This window comes from Paenibacillus sp. JNUCC 35 (assembly GCF_058269095.1).
Genome location: NZ_CM177771.1, coordinates 1,271,193 through 1,290,515 on the forward strand (window position 1 = coordinate 1,271,193; position 19,323 = coordinate 1,290,515).

General features: G+C 51.2%; 13 protein-coding genes, 17 tRNA genes and 2 rRNA genes. 28 read left to right on the plus strand and 4 right to left on the minus strand.

What is annotated here, in order from left to right:
- The first annotated feature begins 152 nt into the window (after nt 1-152).
- The 19 genes from AC2TF6_RS05625 (at nt 153) to AC2TF6_RS05715 (ending at nt 6,602) form a co-directional block, all read left to right on the plus strand.
- Nucleotides 153-1,706 (plus strand): 16S ribosomal RNA (locus AC2TF6_RS05625).
- 248 nt (nt 1,707-1,954) lie between these two features.
- Nucleotides 1,955-4,871: ribosomal RNA gene (locus tag AC2TF6_RS05630) — 23S ribosomal RNA — on the plus strand.
- The 16S and 23S rRNA genes sit together here with 17 tRNA genes alongside, the layout of an rRNA operon.
- A 153-nt stretch (nt 4,872-5,024) precedes the next feature.
- A tRNA-Asn gene (locus tag AC2TF6_RS05635) sits at nt 5,025-5,100 on the plus strand.
- 3 nt (nt 5,101-5,103) lie between these two features.
- Nucleotides 5,104-5,193 (plus strand) — tRNA-Ser (locus tag AC2TF6_RS05640).
- A 9-nt stretch (nt 5,194-5,202) separates the two neighbouring features.
- A tRNA-Glu gene (locus tag AC2TF6_RS05645) sits at nt 5,203-5,277 on the plus strand.
- 53 nt (nt 5,278-5,330) lie between these two features.
- Nucleotides 5,331-5,406: transfer RNA gene (locus tag AC2TF6_RS05650), tRNA-Val, on the plus strand.
- Nucleotides 5,407-5,422: 16 nt separating this feature from the next.
- Nucleotides 5,423-5,496: transfer RNA gene (locus tag AC2TF6_RS05655), tRNA-Met, on the plus strand.
- 5 nt (nt 5,497-5,501) lie between these two features.
- Nucleotides 5,502-5,578 (plus strand) — tRNA-Asp (locus tag AC2TF6_RS05660).
- 41 nt (nt 5,579-5,619) lie between these two features.
- Nucleotides 5,620-5,695 (plus strand) — tRNA-Phe (locus AC2TF6_RS05665).
- Nucleotides 5,696-5,710: 15 nt separating this feature from the next.
- Nucleotides 5,711-5,786, plus strand: a tRNA-Thr gene (locus tag AC2TF6_RS05670).
- Nucleotides 5,787-5,791: 5 nt separating this feature from the next.
- Nucleotides 5,792-5,877 (plus strand) — tRNA-Tyr (locus AC2TF6_RS05675).
- Nucleotides 5,878-5,882: 5 nt separating this feature from the next.
- Nucleotides 5,883-5,956 (plus strand) — tRNA-Trp (locus AC2TF6_RS05680).
- A gap of 22 nt (nt 5,957-5,978) precedes the next feature.
- Nucleotides 5,979-6,054 (plus strand) — tRNA-His (locus tag AC2TF6_RS05685).
- 29 nt (nt 6,055-6,083) lie between these two features.
- Nucleotides 6,084-6,155 (plus strand) — tRNA-Gln (locus AC2TF6_RS05690).
- Nucleotides 6,156-6,163: 8 nt separating this feature from the next.
- A tRNA-Gly gene (locus AC2TF6_RS05695) sits at nt 6,164-6,238 on the plus strand.
- Between the two features lie 9 nt (nt 6,239-6,247).
- Nucleotides 6,248-6,321 (plus strand) — tRNA-Cys (locus tag AC2TF6_RS05700).
- 9 nt (nt 6,322-6,330) lie between these two features.
- Nucleotides 6,331-6,419 (plus strand) — tRNA-Leu (locus AC2TF6_RS05705).
- A gap of 18 nt (nt 6,420-6,437) precedes the next feature.
- Nucleotides 6,438-6,514 (plus strand) — tRNA-Arg (locus AC2TF6_RS05710).
- Nucleotides 6,515-6,519: 5 nt separating this feature from the next.
- A tRNA-Leu gene (locus tag AC2TF6_RS05715) sits at nt 6,520-6,602 on the plus strand.
- Between the two features lie 144 nt (nt 6,603-6,746).
- On the opposite strand, the gene AC2TF6_RS05720 is transcribed toward AC2TF6_RS05715, so the two are convergent.
- A complete protein-coding gene (locus AC2TF6_RS05720; RefSeq protein WP_491310268.1) occupies nt 6,747-7,532 on the minus strand; it encodes an alpha/beta fold hydrolase in 786 nt (261 codons plus the stop codon).
- 1,028 nt (nt 7,533-8,560) lie between these two features.
- Here AC2TF6_RS05720 and AC2TF6_RS05725 point away from each other — a divergent pair.
- The 5 genes from AC2TF6_RS05725 (at nt 8,561) to AC2TF6_RS05745 (ending at nt 13,250) form a co-directional block, all read left to right on the plus strand.
- On the plus strand, nt 8,561-9,511 hold the full coding sequence (locus AC2TF6_RS05725; RefSeq protein WP_491310269.1) for a fumarylacetoacetate hydrolase family protein: 951 nt from the start codon (nt 8,561-8,563) through the stop codon (nt 9,509-9,511).
- Nucleotides 9,512-9,817: 306 nt separating this feature from the next.
- Nucleotides 9,818-10,189, plus strand: coding sequence for a hypothetical protein (locus tag AC2TF6_RS05730; protein WP_016423567.1), 372 nt, complete (start codon nt 9,818-9,820; stop codon nt 10,187-10,189).
- A 118-nt stretch (nt 10,190-10,307) separates the two neighbouring features.
- Nucleotides 10,308-10,994 carry an MOSC domain-containing protein gene (locus AC2TF6_RS05735; RefSeq protein WP_491310270.1) on the plus strand — a complete coding sequence of 229 codons (687 nt, stop codon included), beginning with the start codon at nt 10,308-10,310 and terminating at the stop codon, nt 10,992-10,994.
- A complete protein-coding gene (gene moaA / locus AC2TF6_RS05740) occupies nt 10,991-12,001 on the plus strand; it encodes a GTP 3',8-cyclase MoaA (protein ID WP_491310271.1) in 1,011 nt (336 codons plus the stop codon). The genes AC2TF6_RS05735 and moaA overlap by 4 nt, the downstream gene beginning before the upstream one ends.
- 49 nt (nt 12,002-12,050) lie before the next feature.
- Complete coding sequence (locus tag AC2TF6_RS05745; RefSeq protein WP_491310272.1) at nt 12,051-13,250, plus strand: GNAT family N-acetyltransferase; 1,200 nt, start codon at nt 12,051-12,053, stop codon at nt 13,248-13,250.
- 228 nt (nt 13,251-13,478) lie between these two features.
- On the opposite strand, the gene AC2TF6_RS05750 is transcribed toward AC2TF6_RS05745, so the two are convergent.
- On the minus strand, nt 13,479-14,417 hold the full coding sequence (locus AC2TF6_RS05750; RefSeq protein WP_491310273.1) for a hypothetical protein: 939 nt from the start codon (nt 14,415-14,417) through the stop codon (nt 13,479-13,481).
- Nucleotides 14,418-14,549: 132 nt separating this feature from the next.
- The gene (locus AC2TF6_RS05755; protein WP_491310274.1) at nt 14,550-15,167 is read right to left on the minus strand and encodes a hypothetical protein; all 618 of its coding nucleotides are present in this window, start codon (nt 15,165-15,167) and stop codon (nt 14,550-14,552) included.
- Nucleotides 15,168-15,481: 314 nt separating this feature from the next.
- On the opposite strand from AC2TF6_RS05755, the gene liaF reads away from it, so the two are divergent.
- The 3 genes from liaF to AC2TF6_RS05770 are packed head-to-tail and all read left to right on the plus strand — an operon-like array spanning nt 15,482 to nt 17,882.
- Nucleotides 15,482-16,144, plus strand: a complete 663-nt coding sequence (gene liaF / locus AC2TF6_RS05760; protein WP_491310275.1) for a cell wall-active antibiotics response protein LiaF — start codon at nt 15,482-15,484, stop codon at nt 16,142-16,144.
- 38 nt (nt 16,145-16,182) lie between these two features.
- Nucleotides 16,183-17,241 carry a sensor histidine kinase gene (locus AC2TF6_RS05765; protein WP_491310276.1) on the plus strand — a complete coding sequence of 353 codons (1,059 nt, stop codon included), beginning with the start codon at nt 16,183-16,185 and terminating at the stop codon, nt 17,239-17,241.
- Between the two features lie 5 nt (nt 17,242-17,246).
- Complete coding sequence (locus tag AC2TF6_RS05770) at nt 17,247-17,882, plus strand: response regulator (protein WP_036739861.1); 636 nt, start codon at nt 17,247-17,249, stop codon at nt 17,880-17,882.
- Nucleotides 17,883-17,931: 49 nt separating this feature from the next.
- On the opposite strand, the gene AC2TF6_RS05775 is transcribed toward AC2TF6_RS05770, so the two are convergent.
- Entirely contained in the window at nt 17,932-18,390 is a 459-nt protein-coding gene (locus tag AC2TF6_RS05775; RefSeq protein WP_491310277.1) for a hypothetical protein, read from the minus strand.
- Nucleotides 18,391-18,843: 453 nt separating this feature from the next.
- On the opposite strand from AC2TF6_RS05775, the gene AC2TF6_RS05780 reads away from it, so the two are divergent.
- Nucleotides 18,844-19,281, plus strand: coding sequence for a GNAT family N-acetyltransferase (locus AC2TF6_RS05780; protein ID WP_491310278.1), 438 nt, complete (start codon nt 18,844-18,846; stop codon nt 19,279-19,281).
- The last annotated feature ends 42 nt before the right edge of the window (nt 19,282-19,323 follow it).

Sequence of the window (19,323 nt, forward strand, 5' to 3'; positions counted from 1 at the left end):
AAACTTACAAATTGTCCTTTGAAAACTGAACAACGAGTGATTGAAGCGTCTCAAGTAATTGAGACATTAAATGAGAAGAAATTCTCGTCAGCAACGAATTTTTGAGCTTAATCAGCTTGAGATAAACCGCTGGCCTTAGGGTCGGCACAACTTTATCGGAGAGTTTGATCCTGGCTCAGGACGAACGCTGGCGGCGTGCCTAATACATGCAAGTCGAGCGGACTTGATGAGAAGCTTGCTTCTCTGAGAGTTAGCGGCGGACGGGTGAGTAACACGTAGGCAACCTGCCTGTAAGATCGGGATAACTACCGGAAACGGTAGCTAAGACCGGATAATCGGTTTCTCCGCATGGAGGGATCGTGAAACACGGAGCAATCTGTGGCTTACGGATGGGCCTGCGGCGCATTAGCTAGTTGGTGAGGTGACGGCTCACCAAGGCGACGATGCGTAGCCGACCTGAGAGGGTGAACGGCCACACTGGGACTGAGACACGGCCCAGACTCCTACGGGAGGCAGCAGTAGGGAATCTTCCGCAATGGACGCAAGTCTGACGGAGCAACGCCGCGTGAGTGATGAAGGTTTTCGGATCGTAAAGCTCTGTTGCCAGGGAAGAACGCCAAGGAGAGTAACTGCTCTTTGGGTGACGGTACCTGAGAAGAAAGCCCCGGCTAACTACGTGCCAGCAGCCGCGGTAATACGTAGGGGGCAAGCGTTGTCCGGAATTATTGGGCGTAAAGCGCGCGCAGGCGGTTTTTTAAGTCTGGTGTTTAATCCCGAGGCTCAACCTCGGTTCGCACCGGAAACTGGGAGACTGGAGTGCAGGAGAGGAAAGTGGAATTCCACGTGTAGCGGTGAAATGCGTAGAGATGTGGAGGAACACCAGTGGCGAAGGCGACTTTCTGGCCTGTAACTGACGCTGAGGCGCGAAAGCGTGGGGAGCAAACAGGATTAGATACCCTGGTAGTCCACGCCGTAAACGATGCATGCTAGGTGTTAGGGGTTTCGATACCCTTGGTGCCGAAGTTAACACAGTAAGCATGCCGCCTGGGGAGTACGCTCGCAAGAGTGAAACTCAAAGGAATTGACGGGGACCCGCACAAGCAGTGGAGTATGTGGTTTAATTCGAAGCAACGCGAAGAACCTTACCAGGTCTTGACATCCCTCTGATCGGCTTAGAGATAAGCCTTTCCTTCGGGACAGAGGTGACAGGTGGTGCATGGTTGTCGTCAGCTCGTGTCGTGAGATGTTGGGTTAAGTCCCGCAACGAGCGCAACCCTTGAACTTAGTTGCCAGCAGGTTAAGCTGGGCACTCTAAGTTGACTGCCGGTGACAAACCGGAGGAAGGCGGGGATGACGTCAAATCATCATGCCCCTTATGACCTGGGCTACACACGTACTACAATGGCCGGTACAACGGGAAGCGAAGGAGCGATCTGGAGCCAATCCTAGAAAAGCCGGTCTCAGTTCGGATTGCAGGCTGCAACTCGCCTGCATGAAGTCGGAATTGCTAGTAATCGCGGATCAGCATGCCGCGGTGAATACGTTCCCGGGTCTTGTACACACCGCCCGTCACACCACGAGAGTTTACAACACCCGAAGTCGGTGAGGTAACCGCAAGGGGCCAGCCGCCGAAGGTGGGGTAGATGATTGGGGTGAAGTCGTAACAAGGTAGCCGTATCGGAAGGTGCGGCTGGATCACCTCCTTTCTATGGAGACTCGGGTCCTGAAACGGACCCAGTCAAGAAGGCATAGCCTTCAACCTTCAATCACTCGTTGTCAGTTTTGAAAGGAGAATTTCCTTCTCTTTTCAAACGTTGATCCTTGAAAACTAGATAGCGAAACATGTAACTAGAATCATCCAAAACCTTTTGGTTTGATGTAAAGCGAAGTTATATGGCGGATGAGCGATTTGGCAAGCTTGCTTGCTAGCGCGAATCGGCATATGACAAGCACTGGTCAAGCTAATAAGGGCACACGGAGGATGCCTAGGCGCTAGGAGCCGAAGAAGGACGTGGCGAACGACGAAATGCCTCGGGGAGCCGTAAGCAGGCTTTGATCCGGGGATGTCCGAATGGGGGAACCCAGCTGTGGTAATGCGCAGTTACCATGCAGTGAATACATAGCTGCATTGGAGGCACACCCAGGGAACTGAAACATCTAAGTACCTGGAGGAAAAGAAAACAATAGTGATTCCGTCAGTAGCGGCGAGCGAACGCGGATTAGCCCAAACCAAGGAGCTTGCTCCTTGGGGTTGTAGGACGTCAATGTGGCAAAAGTTCATTAGGTGAAGTGATCTGGAAAGGTCCGCTGGAAGAGGTAACAGCCCTGTAGCCGAAAGTGAACGTATGCCTAGACGGATCCTGAGTACGGCGGGACACGTGAAACCCCGTCGGAATCCGGCAGGACCATCTGCCAAGGCTAAATACTCCCTAGCGACCGATAGTGAAGCAGTACCGTGAGGGAAAGGTGAAAAGCACCCCGGGAGGGGAGTGAAAAAGAACCTGAAACCGTGTGCCTACAAGAAGTCAGAGCCCGTTAATGGGTGATGGCGTGCCTTTTGTAGAATGAACCGGCGAGTTACGTTTGCATGCGAGGTTAAGCTGAAGAGGCGGAGCCGCAGCGAAAGCGAGTCTGAATAGGGCGAATGAGTATGCAGGCGTAGACCCGAAACCGTGTGATCTACCCCTGTCCAGGGTGAAGGTGCGGTAACACGCACTGGAGGCCCGAACCCACGAATGTTGAAAAATTCGGGGATGAGGTGGGGGTAGCGGAGAAATTCCAATCGAACTCGGAGATAGCTGGTTCTCCCCGAAATAGCTTTAGGGCTAGCCTCGGGGGATGTGTCGTGGAGGTAAAGCACTGATTGGGTGCGGGGCCCGCCAAGGGTTACCAAGTCCAGTCAAACTCTGAATGCCACAGACATTACCCCGGGAGTCAGACAGTGAGTGCTAAGATCCATTGTCAAGAGGGAAACAGCCCAGATCATCAGCTAAGGTCCCCAAGTGTGTGTTAAGTGGGAAAGGATGTGGAGTTGCACAGACAACCAGGATGTTGGCTTAGAAGCAGCCACCATTTAAAGAGTGCGTAATAGCTCACTGGTCGAGTGACTCTGCGCCGAAAATGTAACGGGGCTAAACACACCACCGAAGCTATGACTTGCACCTTGTGTGCATGGGTAGGGGAGCGTTCTGTACGGAGTGAAGGTAGATCGTGAGGACTGCTGGACTGTACAGAAGTGAGAATGCCGGTATGAGTAACGAAAAGATCAGTGAGAATCTGATCCGCCGAAAGCCTAAGGGTTCCTGAGGAAGGTTCGTCCGCTCAGGGTAAGTCGGGACCTAAGGCGAGGCCGAAAGGCGTAGTCGAAGGACAACAGGTTGAAATTCCTGTACCACCGTAAGCCGTTACGAGCAATGGAGTGACGCAGCAGGGTAGGGACGCGGACTGATGGATGTCCGTCCAAGCAGTGAGGCTGATGTGTAGGCAAATCCGCACATCGTGAAGGCTGGGCTGTGATGGGGAGCGAAAATTACAGTAGCGAAGGTCTTGATCTCACACTGCCGAGAAAAGCTTCTAGCCAGGCGAAGGTGCCCGTACCGCAAACCGACACAGGTGGGCGAGAAGAGAATTCTAAGGCGCGCGGAAGAACTCTCGTTAAGGAACTCGGCAAAATGACCCCGTAACTTCGGGAGAAGGGGTGCCCCGGTAGTGTGAATAGCACGAGGGGGCCGCAGTGAAAAGGCCCAAGCGACTGTTTAGCAAAAACACAGGTCTATGCGAAGCCGCAAGGCGAAGTATATGGGCTGACGCCTGCCCGGTGCTGGAAGGTTAAGGGGAGCGGTTAGGAGCAATCCGAAGCTGTGAACCGAAGCCCCAGTAAACGGCGGCCGTAACTATAACGGTCCTAAGGTAGCGAAATTCCTTGTCAGGTAAATTCTGACCCGCACGAATGGCGTAACGACTTGGGCGCTGTCTCAACGAGAGATCCGGTGAAATTTTAATACCTGTGAAGATGCAGGTTACCCGCGACAAGACGGAAAGACCCCATGGAGCTTTACTGCAGCTTGATATTGGACTTTGGTACGATCTGTACAGGATAGGTGGGAGCCTTTGAAGCCTGAGCGCCAGCTTGGGTGGAGGCGCCGTTGGGATACCACCCTGATCGTATCGGAGTTCTAACCTACTACCGTTAACCGGTAGAGGGACCGTGTCAGGTGGGCAGTTTGACTGGGGCGGTCGCCTCCTAAAGAGTAACGGAGGCGCCCCAAGGTTCCCTCAGAATGGTTGGAAATCATTCGAAGAGTGCAAAGGCATAAGGGAGCTTGACTGCGAGACATACAGGTCGAGCAGGGACGAAAGTCGGGCTTAGTGATCCGGTGGTACCGCATGGAAGGGCCATCGCTCAACGGATAAAAGCTACCCTGGGGATAACAGGCTTATCTCCCCCAAGAGTCCACATCGACGGGGAGGTTTGGCACCTCGATGTCGGCTCATCGCATCCTGGGGCTGAAGTAGGTCCCAAGGGTTGGGCTGTTCGCCCATTAAAGCGGTACGCGAGCTGGGTTCAGAACGTCGTGAGACAGTTCGGTCCCTATCTGTCGCGGGCGCAGGAAATTTGAGAGGAGCTGTCCTTAGTACGAGAGGACCGGGATGGACGTACCGCTGGTGTACCAGTTGTCTCGCCAGAGGCATAGCTGGGTAGCTATGTACGGAAGGGATAAGCGCTGAAAGCATCTAAGCGTGAAGCCCCCCTCAAGATGAGATTTCCCAATTAGTAAGACCCCTTGAAGACGACGAGGTAGATAGGTTGGAGGTGGAAGCACAGCAATGTGTGGAGCTGACCAATACTAATCGGTCGAGGGCTTGACCACAAGGCTTTTCCGACAGGAAAGGCCGCATCGAAAGCATACGCGACGAGCACACGTTAGTGTCTGACATCGGAAGCATATGCACCACAAGATCTTTGGATGGATCGACTGCACGTTTCGCTGCTAGTTTTCAGGGAGCAACCCTGATAGTTTTATTCCCTGATAGCTCAGTTGGTAGAGCACTCGACTGTTAATCGAGTTGTCACAGGTTCGAGTCCTGTTCGGGGAGCCATATGGAGAGGTGTCCGAGTGGTCGAAGGAGCACGATTGGAAATCGTGTAGGCGAGAAATCGTCTCGAGGGTTCGAATCCCTCTCTCTCCGCCATCTATATATGGCCCGTTGGTCAAGGGGTTAAGACACCTCCCTTTCACGGAGGTAACAGGGGTTCGAATCCCCTACGGGTCACCATCATAATTTTACCTTTGACAAGATTAATAATTATGATTATAATGTAAATCTATGGACGCTTAGCTCAGCTGGGAGAGCATCTGCCTTACAAGCAGAGGGTCGGCGGTTCGATCCCGTCAGCGTCCACCATATAAGTTTTTACTGACGCGGGGTGGAGCAGCCCGGTAGCTCGTCGGGCTCATAACCCGAAGGCCGCAGGTTCAAATCCTGCCCCCGCAATACTTGGAGCTGTGGTGTAGAGGCCTAACATGCCTGCCTGTCACGCAGGAGACCGCGGGTTCGAATCCCGTCAGCTCCGCCATTTTTATCTCTGTATACAAATGGATTTTAAGAACATAATAAGGCTCGGTAGCTCAGTCGGTAGAGCAGAGGACTGAAAATCCTCGTGTCGGCGGTTCGATTCCGTCCCGAGCCACCATTGATAATTACATATGCCGTTGTAGCTCAATTGGTAGAGCAACTGACTTGTAATCAGTAGGTTGGGGGTTCAAGTCCTCTCGACGGCACCATTCCTGGAGGCTTAGCGAAGTGGCCAAACGCAGCAGACTGTAAATCTGTTCTCTTACGAGTTCGGTGGTTCGAATCCATCAGCCTCCACCAGTTTTAGGGGCATAGTTTAAAGGTAGAACAGCGGTCTCCAAAACCGTTAGTGTGGGTTCAATTCCTGCTGCCCCTGCCAATTAGCTTTAAAACCTTATATGGCGGTCGTGGCGAAGTGGTTAACGCATCGGTTTGTGGATCCGACATTCGGGGGTTCAATTCCCCTCGTCCGCCCCACTTAATACTCACTGACAATTGCAAGATGTTGGGGGTTAGCCAAGCGGTAAGGCAACGGACTTTGACTCCGTCATGCATAGGTTCAAATCCTATACCCCCAGTATGATATGCGGAAGTGGCTCAGCGGTAGAGCATCGCCTTGCCAAGGCGAGGGTCGCGGGTTCGATTCCCGTCTTCCGCTCCATTATAATAAGGCGCCATAGCCAAGTGGTAAGGCAGAGCTCTGCAAAAGCTTTACCCCCAGTTCGAGTCTGGGTGGCGCCTCCACCATTCTTTGCCGGAGTGGCGGAATCGGCAGACGCACAGGACTTAAAATCCTGCGGTAGGTGACTACCGTACCAGTTCAAGTCTGGTCTTCGGCACCAAAAGTGCTAAATAAATTTGTGCCCTTAGCTCAGCTGGATAGAGCGTTTGACTACGAATCAAAAGGTCAGGAGTTCGAATCTCTTAGGGCACGCCATACAAGCCGGTGTGGCGGAATGGCAGACGCGACGGACTCAAAATCCGTTTCTCGCAAGGGAGTGGGGGTTCAAGTCCCTTCACCGGCATCATAAAAGCCTGGTTCCAGTTTTACTGGAGTCGGGCTTTTTCCTTTCATAATATAGAATTTATGTAAAGGTTTAAATACAGAAAGAAAAGACAGAGGGCTTTTGTACAGTTATGTACAGTAGGCTCCCTGTCTTTCTTCGTTGTTAAGAATGAAGATGGCTTAAGTAATCCGTAATCGCTTTGTTTACTTGATCCGGATGTTCCCGAACGGTAAGATGAGCGGAATTTTTAATTTCGGTATAGGTTGCATTCGGAATGGAATCGGCCATTTTTTTCATGATCGCCGGGGGTGTGATCGAATCCTTTTCACCACCGATGACAAGGGTAGGGGCTTGTATGGTAGGCAGAAGCTCCGTAGAGTCTTTCCTGAAAGCCATGGCTAAAGATGCGTGGACAAGTCCCAATGGATTCATTCCGTCAATCTGATCTTGTAGTTCGCCGGCTAGTGCGGAGCCTTCTCCTTCGGATAGAAGTTTAGGGATCATGGCTTTTGATGCTGCTTGGGGACCCTGTTCAAGAAGGGAAGCCGCCATTTTCATCCGGTTGATTTGTCCTTCCAGAGGGTCGGCATCCGGGCGTGTATTCGCCAGTATAAGTCCATTGAAACGATCCGGTGCTTTTCGAAGGAGATTAAACGCTACATACCCGCCCATGGAGAAACCGGCAAGAACCGCTTTTTCCACTTGGAGTTGGTCCAGAAGAAGCAGAAGTTCATCTGCCATATGCTCCAGCGTAATCAGGTCCTTGTGAGGCTCTGATTGGCCAAAACCTCTAAGGTCGGGAGCAATGACCCTGTAGTTCGATTCTAACGCCGCAATCTGTTCCTGCCACATCCGATGGTCCAGAGGGAAGCCATGAAGAAGTAAGACGGCCGGACCGCTTCCCCGTTCTTCATAAAAAGTTTTCAAGCCATGGATAGTTGTAAACATAACGCATCTCTCCTTAGTTAGTAGAATTCTTTATATGTATGAAAAAAATGCTGATGCACGCAAGTTGGAACAGTTAAGCAGCTGTTCTAAGTATTGATACTCCTTAAATACAAAAAAGTTTGTTTTAAACAAGGAACATCATTCAGCAAATGGTACGGACTTGGCTTCAGAACGGCCAGAACATGCAAACAGCTTCTTAACAAAAGTTGAGGCCTAATTGCAAGGAATGAGCAGTTGGTTGTATGACAGGCGTCTAGAGTTTATTGCCGGATGGGTGATCCCTACGGAAAGGAAATGTCTTATTGCTATCTTGCTCTTTAATTTCCTCTTTAGTCATCCTTGAGGATAACGACAAATGCTTAGAAGATTTAGTAATAAATTTTAAGCCGCAGAGAGCCTCGGAATGTCTCGAAATTTCTTGTGCATTTGATGTCTTCCGGCGAAGAAATCATACCAAAGAGAAAAAATGGTTCAGTTTTGGTGTTTTAAAAAAAGACTCTGAAGAGTCTTATAATCGGAAAGGTTGTATATGATTCTCATAGTCCGCTTAGTCTGGAAGGCAGGGGAGTTAAAAGGGATCTCCCCCCTAGATCACTTTGTCATATCCCTAAATTATTTCCCCGGAAATTTTTGACATATTACCATGTAATTTAAGAAAATCACGCGAATCATGCAAAAACGCCCATCTAAGATAATACCCGTTTAACGATGGAATGAAACTCCTCGACAAGATATTTTAAAATGAATTTTCTTCATCGTTTTTTAGCCAGGAAGAGCACACGTATAGGTAATAGAAAAGACTTGGTAAGAGAGATAAAACCCTATGCACCATTAAAGCAAAAGCGGTTGTGGGCCAGTGATGGCGGCTGGAATAAGGATAATAAGCCACGCATACGAATTGTTCCGACTTGCTTATAGGCTTCGGCAATGTTTGTGGAAATTTGGGGAGGGGTAATAAAGAGGATAGCGAATAATGTTTAAGACAGATTCGATAACAAACAAGTGTGCTTATAGGAGGAGGATTATCCATGAAACTGCTTACTTTTCTAGGGGAACATGGACCGAGGCTAGGCATCAGACTGGAACAAGGTGTTCTGGACGTTGCCGAAGCATTAAAAAATATGAAGGGTTACGAGGAAGGCAGTGTGCCTACCCATATGGGTCAAGTTATTAAGGGAGGGCCGGAGGCGATTCAGTCTTTGCAAAAGCTTATCGGTGATCTTCCGGGCACTTCCGAAAATGAGCCTTATCTGTTAGAGGAGTCTCCCTTAGTGTTCGCGCCCTGCGTAACGGAGCCTGGTAAAATCATTTGTGTAGGTTTGAACTATCAGAAGCATGCGGAAGAGACAAAATCTCCGGTTCCGGAGCACCCCGTGCTGTTTAATAAATTCAATAATGCTCTGACCGGGCATAAATGCGATGTTTCCCTGCCTAACGTAACTTCCGAGCTGGATTACGAAGCTGAGCTGGTGATCGTCATCGGTCAAAAAGCGAAAGATGTGTCGAAGGAAGAGGCAGCGAAATATATCTTCGGCTACACCTGCGGAAACGACTTGTCTGCGCGAGATTTACAAAGAAGGACCAACCAGTGGCTGCTGGGTAAATCTTGCGATGGTTTTCTTCCGTTAGGCCCGTACATCGTCACGGGAGATGAGATCGGGAACCCGAACGAGCTGAAGATCCGCTCTCTCGTCAATGGAGAGCAGCGTCAAAGCTCGACGACAGCGGATATGATTTTCAAGGTGGAGGAACTGGTCAGTTACATTTCGCGGCATATGACGCTTTTGCCTGGTGATATCATTCTTACCGGGACGCCTGAAGGGGTGATAATAGGCTATCCGCGGGAAAAGCGTATCTATCTGAAGGACGGGGATCAACTGAGTGTCGAAATCGAAAAAATAGGCACTTTGTCTAATAAAGTAGTCGCGGAAGCTAAAGTCGAAGAAGGCAAACCGGTTGGGCGTACGCTGGGTGTCTAAACACTTGTCATTAATGATGGAGAAATTGTTAAGAAAATTTATTGAAATTAAATGGTGCTATTTGGAAAATTGTTTAAAGTTGTAAAAGAAGCTTTTCATTTATTTGAAAAGCTTCTTTTTTTATAACTAAAAAAGGCTTATATAATAGAGATTTCTGCCACATTTTTACTTACTTCGAATGTCTTTTTCCTTTTAAGGGGGCAGCATTACATTTTCCTAAAACTTCTTTAACAATTTATTGCTATCCTTTAGTTACCGGAACGTTGGTCACAACGAATACGACAAATGAACGGGGATGATGTGTGTATGGCGAAAAAATCTTGGTCGACACAGGAGATGGAAAGACTCTGTATGCTTTCCAAAGAATGCCCTCCATCGGTAATTGCCAAGGAACTTGCCCGCCCGGTTACCTCCGTACGGAAGAAGCTGCGTGAGATCGGCGTCACGTATGTAAAGGGAGACGAGTGGAAGCGGAAGCAGGTTCAAATGCTGATCTCTGACGAAGCACGCGGTGAACTTCCACGCCGAAACAAGCAAGAGTTGACCGAGGAAGCACAAGTTTTGAATGAGTTTTGGACAACGCTGCTGTCCATGGCCAGCGTAGCCAAGAAAAAAGGAAAAAGAGTGGACGTTTTGTCCTTTATAGATACGTACCGTAAAATTAAGCTAGGCGGTTGAATAAGCATCTCTTGCGGAACCTTTTGAGGTTTTTGCAGGAGATTTTTTTATGGGGAGAAGACTTCCTCCGTCATTCTTTGGTATAGTGGATAAAAAAAGAAGGGAGAGGAGTGTTCCCGTGACGCCTCGGATCGTTTCCATAAACGTAGGAAAACCGAAGAAAATCGTGTATCAGGGAAAAGAAGTGGAAACTGGTATTTACAAAGAGCCGGTTAATCAGCCCTTGTTTTTGTCGAAAACACAGCTTGAGGGAGACGGCCAAGCGGATCTGAAAGTCCACGGAGGCCCCGACAAAGCGCTTTGCGTATACAGTGCGGACCATTATGATTACTGGGAAAAGGAACTGGGGCAACCTCTTTCTTTCGGAGCATTCGGAGAAAATATCACGGTAAGCGGTCTTAAAGAAGAAGAGATATGTATCGGGGATATTTATGAGTTGGGAGAAGCCTTGGTTCAGGTTTCGCAGCCGAGACGTCCTTGTTTTAAGCTTAGTGTCCGTTATTCGGATGTAAAACTCCCCGTAAAGCTGCAGGATACGGGCTATACCGGCTTCTACTTCCGTGTGCTGAAAGAAGGCATTATTCCCGAAAACCCTGTCTTTAGACTGGTGACGAAACATGCTCAGGGTTTAACGGTTGAGTTTGTAAATACATGCAAATATCACGATAAGAACAATATTCCCGGTATCCGGATAATTTTGGCGAACGAAGCGCTCGCGGAAAGCTGGAGAGGATCTTTTGAGAAAAAGCTTGCTGAAGCGGAGGATTTGACGGATCCTACGCAAAGCGGCGGGGTGAAGGAATGACATCTTCCGGTATACTAAAAGATAAATTTAACCGCATTCACGATTACTTGCGCATTTCGGTTACCGACCGCTGCAATTTGCGCTGTGTCTACTGCATGCCGGAGGAAGGGATGACCTTCGAACCGGATGAGCGTCTGCTGAATTATGACGAGATTACGGAAGTTGTCCGGGTATTGGCGGGGATGGGAGTGCGCAAACTGAGGATTACGGGCGGCGAGCCGCTTGTCCGAAGAGATTTGTATGTGCTGATCCGGCAGCTGGCGGCTGTCCCGGGCATCGAAGATATCGCTTTGACGACGAATGCCGTTTTTTTCGCCCAGCAGGCCGAGCGGTTAAGAGAAGCCGGACTGACGCGGATTAATATCAGTCTCGATTCTCTTCGTCCGGACCGTTTTAAGCTTATTACAAGGGGCGGAGACGTTACCCGTGTGATGGCGGGAATAGAGGCTGCCCAGCGGGTCGGGCTGTATCCCGTAAAGCTGAATGTCGTACTTATGCAGGGACTGAACGACGACGAAATCGACGATTTCCTGCAAATGACGGTCGATAAGGACATACAGGTGCGTTTTATCGAATATATGCCGATAGGGCATCAGGATGATACCTGGAAACTCCGGTATGTTCCTCTTTCGTCCGTGTTGGACAGGTGTTCCGAACGCGGGTGGAAAGTGGAAGAGATACAGTCCGTAAAAGGGAACGGTCCTTCTCAAAATTACCGGATCGCGGGAGCTAAAGGGTCATTCGGCCTCATACATCCGGTGAGCGACCATTTCTGCGCTTCCTGCAACCGGCTGCGGCTGACGGCGGACGGTAACATCAAGCCGTGCTTGTACTGGTCCCACGAGTTTAACGTGAGGCCGCTGATCGGGGATGACCAGGCTATCAGGGAGTTATTTTATAAAGCATTGGATGTAAAGCCCGAAAGCCATGAAATGGCGAAAGCGCTCCAGGGGGACGAACCGTCCCATCTGCCAACCGTGAGACGTATGTCTCAAATTGGGGGCTAAAGCCGGAGACGCGCCGCGTTATTTTTTAGCTTTAGAAGGAGGTCAACCTATGAGTGAAATAAGAAGACTGCGCCGGGAAGAACTCCGGGACAGCTTGGATTTGTCGATGTATGCTTTTCAATACGAGCTGCAGGAGGAAGAGCTTGTCGAAAGACTCGCAATCATGAATCCCGAGGAAACCTGGGGATATTTTATCGATGGGAAACTGGCCTCGAAATTAACCCTCCTGGATTTTACAACTTGGATAAACGGGAAAAAGCTGAAAATGGGCGGGATCGCCGGCGTTGCAAGCTGGCCGGAAAATCGCAGACAGGGAATGGTGGGACAGCTGCTGTCGAAAGCGCTGGAAGTGATGAAAGAGAACGGGCAGACCCTTTCGTATCTCCATCCGTTTTCATTCGCGTTTTACCGGAAGTATGGTTGGGAGCTGGCCATGACGTTCAAAAAAATCGAACTTCAAACCTCACAGCTTCCCAAGCTAGGCGCTGCGGCAGGGCGAATCATACGGACGGCTCCCAGTGCGGCCGCGCTTAATCCGATCTATGATGTGTACGCGGCCAAATTCAACGGACCGATTACGCGTTCTGAGGAATGGTGGGAAACCCGTCTCCTTAAAAAGAAAGGGCACATGGCGGTGTATCTGAATGCGGCCGGGGAGCCCAGAGGATATGTGCATTATTGGATCGAAAACCATGAGTGCAAGATTCATCAGCTGGTTTATCTCGATCAGGATGCGAAGCGGGGGTTGTGGAAGTTTATCGGCGATCACGATTCCATGTTCGACAAGCTCATTATGCAGGCTCCTCCAGACGAGGATTTGGCCTTTGAGATGGATGACCCGCGGATTAAACAGGAGCTGGTTTCGTATTTTTCGGCCCGGATTGTCGATGTGGAGGGACTCTTGGGCCAACTGCAGCTGCGGCATACGGGGCTGCCGCAGGAGGCGTCTCTCCGCCTGCACGTAACGGACGGGCAGGCGTCGTGGAACCACGGCACGTTCGAGCTTAGGCTGAACGCGCCGGAAGGCTCCGCGGTCGTCGTGAAGACCGCGGATGAGCCGGCCGGCGGCAGCGGAGCCGCAGCGGACGGATTAGCGTGCGATATCCGCACGCTGTCCGTCCTGCTGCTCGGCGCCAAGAGCGCCGGCGAGCTGCACCGGATCGGTCGTCTGCAAGGCGACGAACGATCGGTAGAGCTGCTTGCGGCGGTCCTGCCGCGCCGCACCTGCTACCTGCCGGACTTTTTCTAGTCCGGCAGAAGAAAAGCCGTACAGCCCGGGATTTCGGGGCTGTACGGCTTTTTGGCGCGGGGCGAACCGCGCGCCCCCGCGAGGGCCATTCGACAAACCGCCGGTTGGAGGGGGATTGTCGAAGAACGTGCCTATGAACGCTCAATGAGCAGATCTGATTCGCGGTCCGCCCGGCAAAAGCCATTCGACATCCGCAAGTCGGCGCGGGCGGAAGGGGCGGCGGTTAGCTTATGAACGCTCAATAAGCAGATGAATGTCCCGGGTCAATCCGGCTTCGTCCGTTAAGCGAGCTTCATACTTTTGCTGGAGCGCATGCAGCAACTGCCGGAGCCGGTCGATATTTTCGGACACCGCATCTTTGAGATCGGAGATACGGCCCTGGACAATCCAGTCGAAAATAAAACCGTCCATAAAATAATCGGCAAACCCCAGAAAACCGTTATAATCCAGGTTCATCTCGGCAGTGCCCCCGACGTCCTCCAGCTCGCGCTTGAAACGGCTCATCAGACCCTGAGCGTACTCGATCTGTTCCATCGCTTCATTGGCTTTGCTGCGTTTGAGATGGGTGGCGATCACGCCTCCGCCGAACATATCGTAAGTTCCCCAGCTTTTGGCCGACCTCAGCAGGTTTTCAGCTTCTTCGAGAGATTCGACGAGCTCGTATCCCGCCTGGAGCGCTTCATCCAGCTCTTTGATCTCGGAGAGAGCCAGTCTTTTGGCTTCGTAGAGCCGATTCAACTGCAGGCGGAAATCTTCGCTCCGGCCGCGCAGCCATTCTTCTTTTTCCTGAAGCAAAGATGCGGCTTCTTCCTCCCAGCCGAGCAGAGAGGAGCGGCGCTGTTCAAGTTCCGCTGTCATCCGGGCTAACTCATCTTCCGCCAGCCTTGTTTCCTCCGCACGGATGCGGGCTTGAATCGCTTCGGCTTCTTCTTTTTCCAGTTTTTCGACTTTCCTTCCCAGAACGGTATAAAACAAATTGGTAAGAGACGCCTTCTCCAAACGCTCGACATCCCGCGTTTCACTCTTTAGAGCCTTCTCGGCTGCCGTTCGCTGCTCGCCGGCCTGCTTCAGCCGGACTTGAGCTTTTTCCAGTTGCTTATTTACCGTTTGCAGCAGGCTTTCTTTTTTCAACACCTCGTCGTACCGGTATTTCCAGTCTTCCCGCATTCGTTATCCCGCCTTCCTCAACCGATTTTGCTTCTTTCCCTTCCATACGTTCGGCGGAAAATAGGGTTGCGTTTGGACGCTTTTCACGGTTCGGAAAGATGAACGCTCAACCGGAAATACGGCATTTTCTGTTTACCCGGAGGCGGGAACGGGCTTCAAATAACGGAGCAGCCGTTCTTTTTCAAGGAAGGGCTTAACCTGGACGGAGGTTTTAAACAGAAACGGCTTTCCCGTCGTAGAGAAGACGAGGAGCAAAGGCTCGTTTAACCGCGACGGATCGAGAAACAGGAACAGTTCATTGGAGCTGCCCTGCATCCAGCGGTTATTTACGGCAAGGGGAGGATCCAGCGGAAGTTTCAGGACGACACCCTGTACATTGTCGATTTTCGTCTGAACGGCAATGTCTTTAATGCTTGCCAGCCAGCGGGAAGCTTCGATGCGAATTTCGTCCGTGACGACAAGAGTTTCAACTACCTTTTGTTTGTCTACATCGTAAAGCTGTGCGCGAATTTCCCGGGAAAAGGCTCCGGAAGACGGGGGGACGGCATGCGACGGCGTGGCCTGAAGCCTGGCTGTCCACGGGCCGTGGGGAAGGATGATGCCGGATGATCCGGCCCCGGACGTGTCGAAAGAGGACAAGCCGGTTCCGGCCGCTTGTGCGGAAATGGCCGATGCAGGAACGAAACCGGCTGCGGCCGTGCATAATAGGGCGATCAGAGCGGTACGCGCTCCAGCGTTAGGTTTAGTCATGGAAGTATCTCCTTGTGCCGTAGTTTGGTTGGACTTATTTTCTTATAAAGGCCCGTGAATTATTCCTTGCCGGAAGCGGAAAAACGCCTTCCCCGACCTTGGTCCAGGGGATTAGACCGCCAATAGGCGGTGTCGGATGCGCAGCGGATTCGCTACAATAAAAGCATCATTTCTTATCTTGGAGAGGATAGGCGATTGTGATATGCTATGTAAGGATTCGCGGCTCTAAATGACGGTACGGAACGGCAAGAGTCAGGCGATACGACGGACGGAAAAGATTTCAGGCAGACTGCAGCCCGCAAAGGAGGTGCCCCATGGAACAACAAATGAAAAATAACCGCCACCGGAACACGGCTATGCTGTTGATCGCACTGGGGATTTTCCTCATTCTGGAACGGTGGGTCGGTATATTTGTGGTGATTGCCCTGCTGCTGATGTTTTTCGGCTTTTATAAAATCCGGTATGAGAACGAGAAGAAAGGCGTTGCCTTTATGGGGGTTGGAGCCGTCATTCTGCTGGGCAACAATTTCTCGCTGGTGCTGGCGATTATCTTGATCTCGCTCGGGATTTTCTATATTAAGTCCAAGAAGGTACAGCCCGGAGACGATTTTATCCAGAAGCAGACCCTGATTGACAGCATCCGTCCCGGCAAAGAGCCCTGGGTGCTTAAAGACAGCAGCATCTGGTTCATTATCGGAGAAGCTCACCTGGACCTGTCTTACGCGATTCTGGAGAAAAAAGAAACGACGCTCGTTCTGCAGGGGATTATCGGAGATGTGCGGCTGATTGTGCCCGAAGAAATAGGCGTATCTATCGAAGCTTCGGTTACGGTCGGACAGATCAGTTCGCCTCTGGAAAAAGAATCCGGAATTATCAATAAGCTTAATTGGATATCTCCTAATTACGAGACGAGAGAACATCAGGTGAAACTAATCGTCTCTTATATCGTAGGGGATATAGACGTTCGCATGCTTTAGAACGAAACCGTCTACTGACAAGAGAGGAGAATGGTGCCGTGGACAGCTACAAAAAAAGACTGACTAATATGATCTGGCGAAGCATGGCGGAATCCATTGTTCTTTGTCTGGCGGTGCTTACTTTTATCGTCTATGTGCTTTATACCGCTAAATTTATAACACCGCCCGAGATGTGGGCCCAAGGGATCAAAATCGGTGCCATGCTCGTCGGCGGCTCGATCATTCTGGGGGCGGCTTACGGGTATTGGAGCAGCAACCGCACGACGCGGCGGCTGGAGCTGCTGATGGAAACGATGCAGATGCTGGAGATCGGCAGCATTTCCCGCTCGACCCTGCCTCCGCTGGGCGAGGATGAGATCGGGCGTTTGGGCGAACAGCTTGGCCGCATCCTGAAAAAGTGGGAGGAGCAGGTCGCTTCTCTCCAGCGTTTGTCGAACAATAACGCCCAGCTTGCGGAGAAGGCACGTGTTTCCGCCATCATTGAGGAGCGGCAGCGTCTGGCGCGGGAACTGCATGATGCGGTTAGCCAGCAACTGTTCGCGATCTCGATGACGGCTACGGCGGCGCTCCGCACGCTGGACAAGGACTTCGAGAAAGCCCAACGGCAGATTCACCTCATTGAGGAAATGTCCTCTGTGGCCCAATCCGAAATGAGGGCGCTGCTGCTTCACCTGCGTCCGGTTCACCTGGAAGGCAAACAGCTTTCCGAAGGGCTGATCCGGCTGCTGCAGGAATTGAAAGCGAAAGTTCCCATGGACATTATATGGGAAGTGGACGATGAAATTGCCCTGTCCAAAGGAATCGAGGATCATCTGTTCCGGATTGTCCAGGAAGCCATGTCGAATGCCCTGCGGCATTCGAAAGCGACCCGGCTGGAGCTGCGGATGCAGCAAAAATCGGGCTGGGTCCGTCTGCTTATCCGCGATAACGGGGTAGGTTTCGATCTGGACGAGGAAAAACAGACATCTTACGGTTTATCCACGATGCGGGAACGGGTGAACGAGATCGGAGGATCTCTTCAACTGGTTACGGCTCCGGGAAGCGGAACCCGTATCGAAATCCGGGTACCGATAATGACGGAAGGAGAGGAAGCATAGTGGACATGGTTAAAGTGCTGCTGGTGGACGACCACGAGATGGTCCGGATCGGGCTGGCGGCTGTTCTTGGTACGGAAGAGGGAATCGAGGTGGTCGGCGAAGCCAGCAACGGGGAAGACGGGATTCGCCTGGCACAGGAATACAAACCGGACGTCGTGCTGATGGACCTGGTCATGGAGGGCATGGACGGCATAGAAACGACGCGCAAGCTGCTCCAGCTTTACCCGGACTGCAAAGTTATCGTGTTAACGAGCTTTCTCGATGACGAGAAGATGTATCCGGTTCTGGAAGCGGGAGCGTTCAGCTATCTGCTCAAAACTTCCCGCGCCACGGAAATCGCCCAGGCTATCCGCGCGGCTGCGAAAGGGCAATCCATTCTGGAGTCGCAGGTAGCGTCGAAGCTGATGAACCGGTTCCGGCAGCCAAAGCCCGCCGCTGCTCCTCATGAAGATTTGACCGAGCGCGAAATGGAAGTGCTCCGGCTCATTGCCGCGGGCAAATCGAATCAGGAAGTGGCCGATGATTTATTCATCGGAATTAAAACCGTTAAATTCCATGTAACGAATGTCTTGGCCAAGCTGGGCGTGGAAGACCGCACACAAGCGGCCATTTATGCGTTTAAGCATGGTCTGGCGGAATAAAGCGCAACCTAAAAAGCCCGTACCGCGGAATGGCGGTGCGGGCTTCCCTTTATACAGCGGATTCTAGGGCAATCTGCTTCCGGACGAACGGGCGGTAGGCTTGCAGAGCTTTATTTAGCTTCATCTGCTGCATAGCTGCGTGCGTCTGAACAAGCGATTCCTCCGCTTCCTCAGATTGCTCCGCCGGACGGGAACGGTCATCATCTTTGGGCCGTTTCCACTCGTTTGTTTCTCCCAGCCTGCGAAGCATTGCGGGCATACCGGATTGCCGCTGAGCTTCTTTGCCGGAAGCGGCGTCCCGCTGCTCAGCAGGTAGCCCGCTCGTTTGGCCTTGCTCCGCCGGGCCTGCCTTGCCGCTCCGATCCTGCCGGGTATAGAGCATCTCGGGAAAGGGTCCGCGCGGGCTTACAGGGCCCAGCCCGTTCATACGGCGGATGGCCTGAATCCGAAATAAATGGGAATGACTGCGGTACGTCTCATTGACGTACTGGGGTGTAACTATATACATAACCGTCCGCCACCTTTCATGAACGTGCTTTTAAGAATTCCTTCTTTTTTCGATTTCCATATAGTTACAATCATATTACCACGTTTTTATCGTTTTGAAAGCATGAAGTTAGACAACTTTATAAAATTTTTTTATCGCCTAACGATGGAACTACGAACGCTGAGCGCCGATAAGAGGGGTAAGGACAGGAAGACGGTTTGACGCTTCTCTTCCGGCGACTTACAATGAAGGCATATGAGATAGGGAAAAATAAAGGGGATTTGACAGTGAACGGGTCAACGATATTGGTCATCATCGGCTTTCTTGTCCTATGCGTGGTCTTTATGTGGGGCATGTCCAAAAAGTATAAGAAATAAACGGTAAAATCTTGGAGGATAAACACCTGTTTACGGAGCAAAGCCTGCCATTTCGCATACGATGCAGTATCTGCAAACCATGTGGAGGCGATGTTTCTTGATCCGCAAACGAATTCCGGCCAAGGATGACAGGATACTGGTGCGTCTGACTGAAAAGGAGCTCTTGCCCTACACAAGAATGACTGTGCCGGAGGCGGACGTTAACCTTTCGGAAATGAAGAAGAGATTCAAGCTGGGAGAAACCTTCGTGGCTGACGAAGGGGCGCAAGCCGCCGGTTTTGTCAGCGTTCAGGTGTCGGATGACAGCTTGTTTGTCGATATGCTGGCGGTCGATTCGCGCTTTCAAGGACGGGGGCTGGGGACTTCGTTGATGGAGCACGCCGAAAGATACGGCCGTAAATTGAAATGCAGGGCTTCGCGGCTGTATGTGGATTCGGTAAATGAGAAGGCCATTTCCTTCTATCTGTCGAAAGGATACAGCGTCAAAAGTTATGTGCCCCAGCTTCGTCTTCATTTAATGGAAAAAGAGCTTTAAAAAAATGTTCTCCGCTCCGGCAAAAGAATAAACCAGGAATGT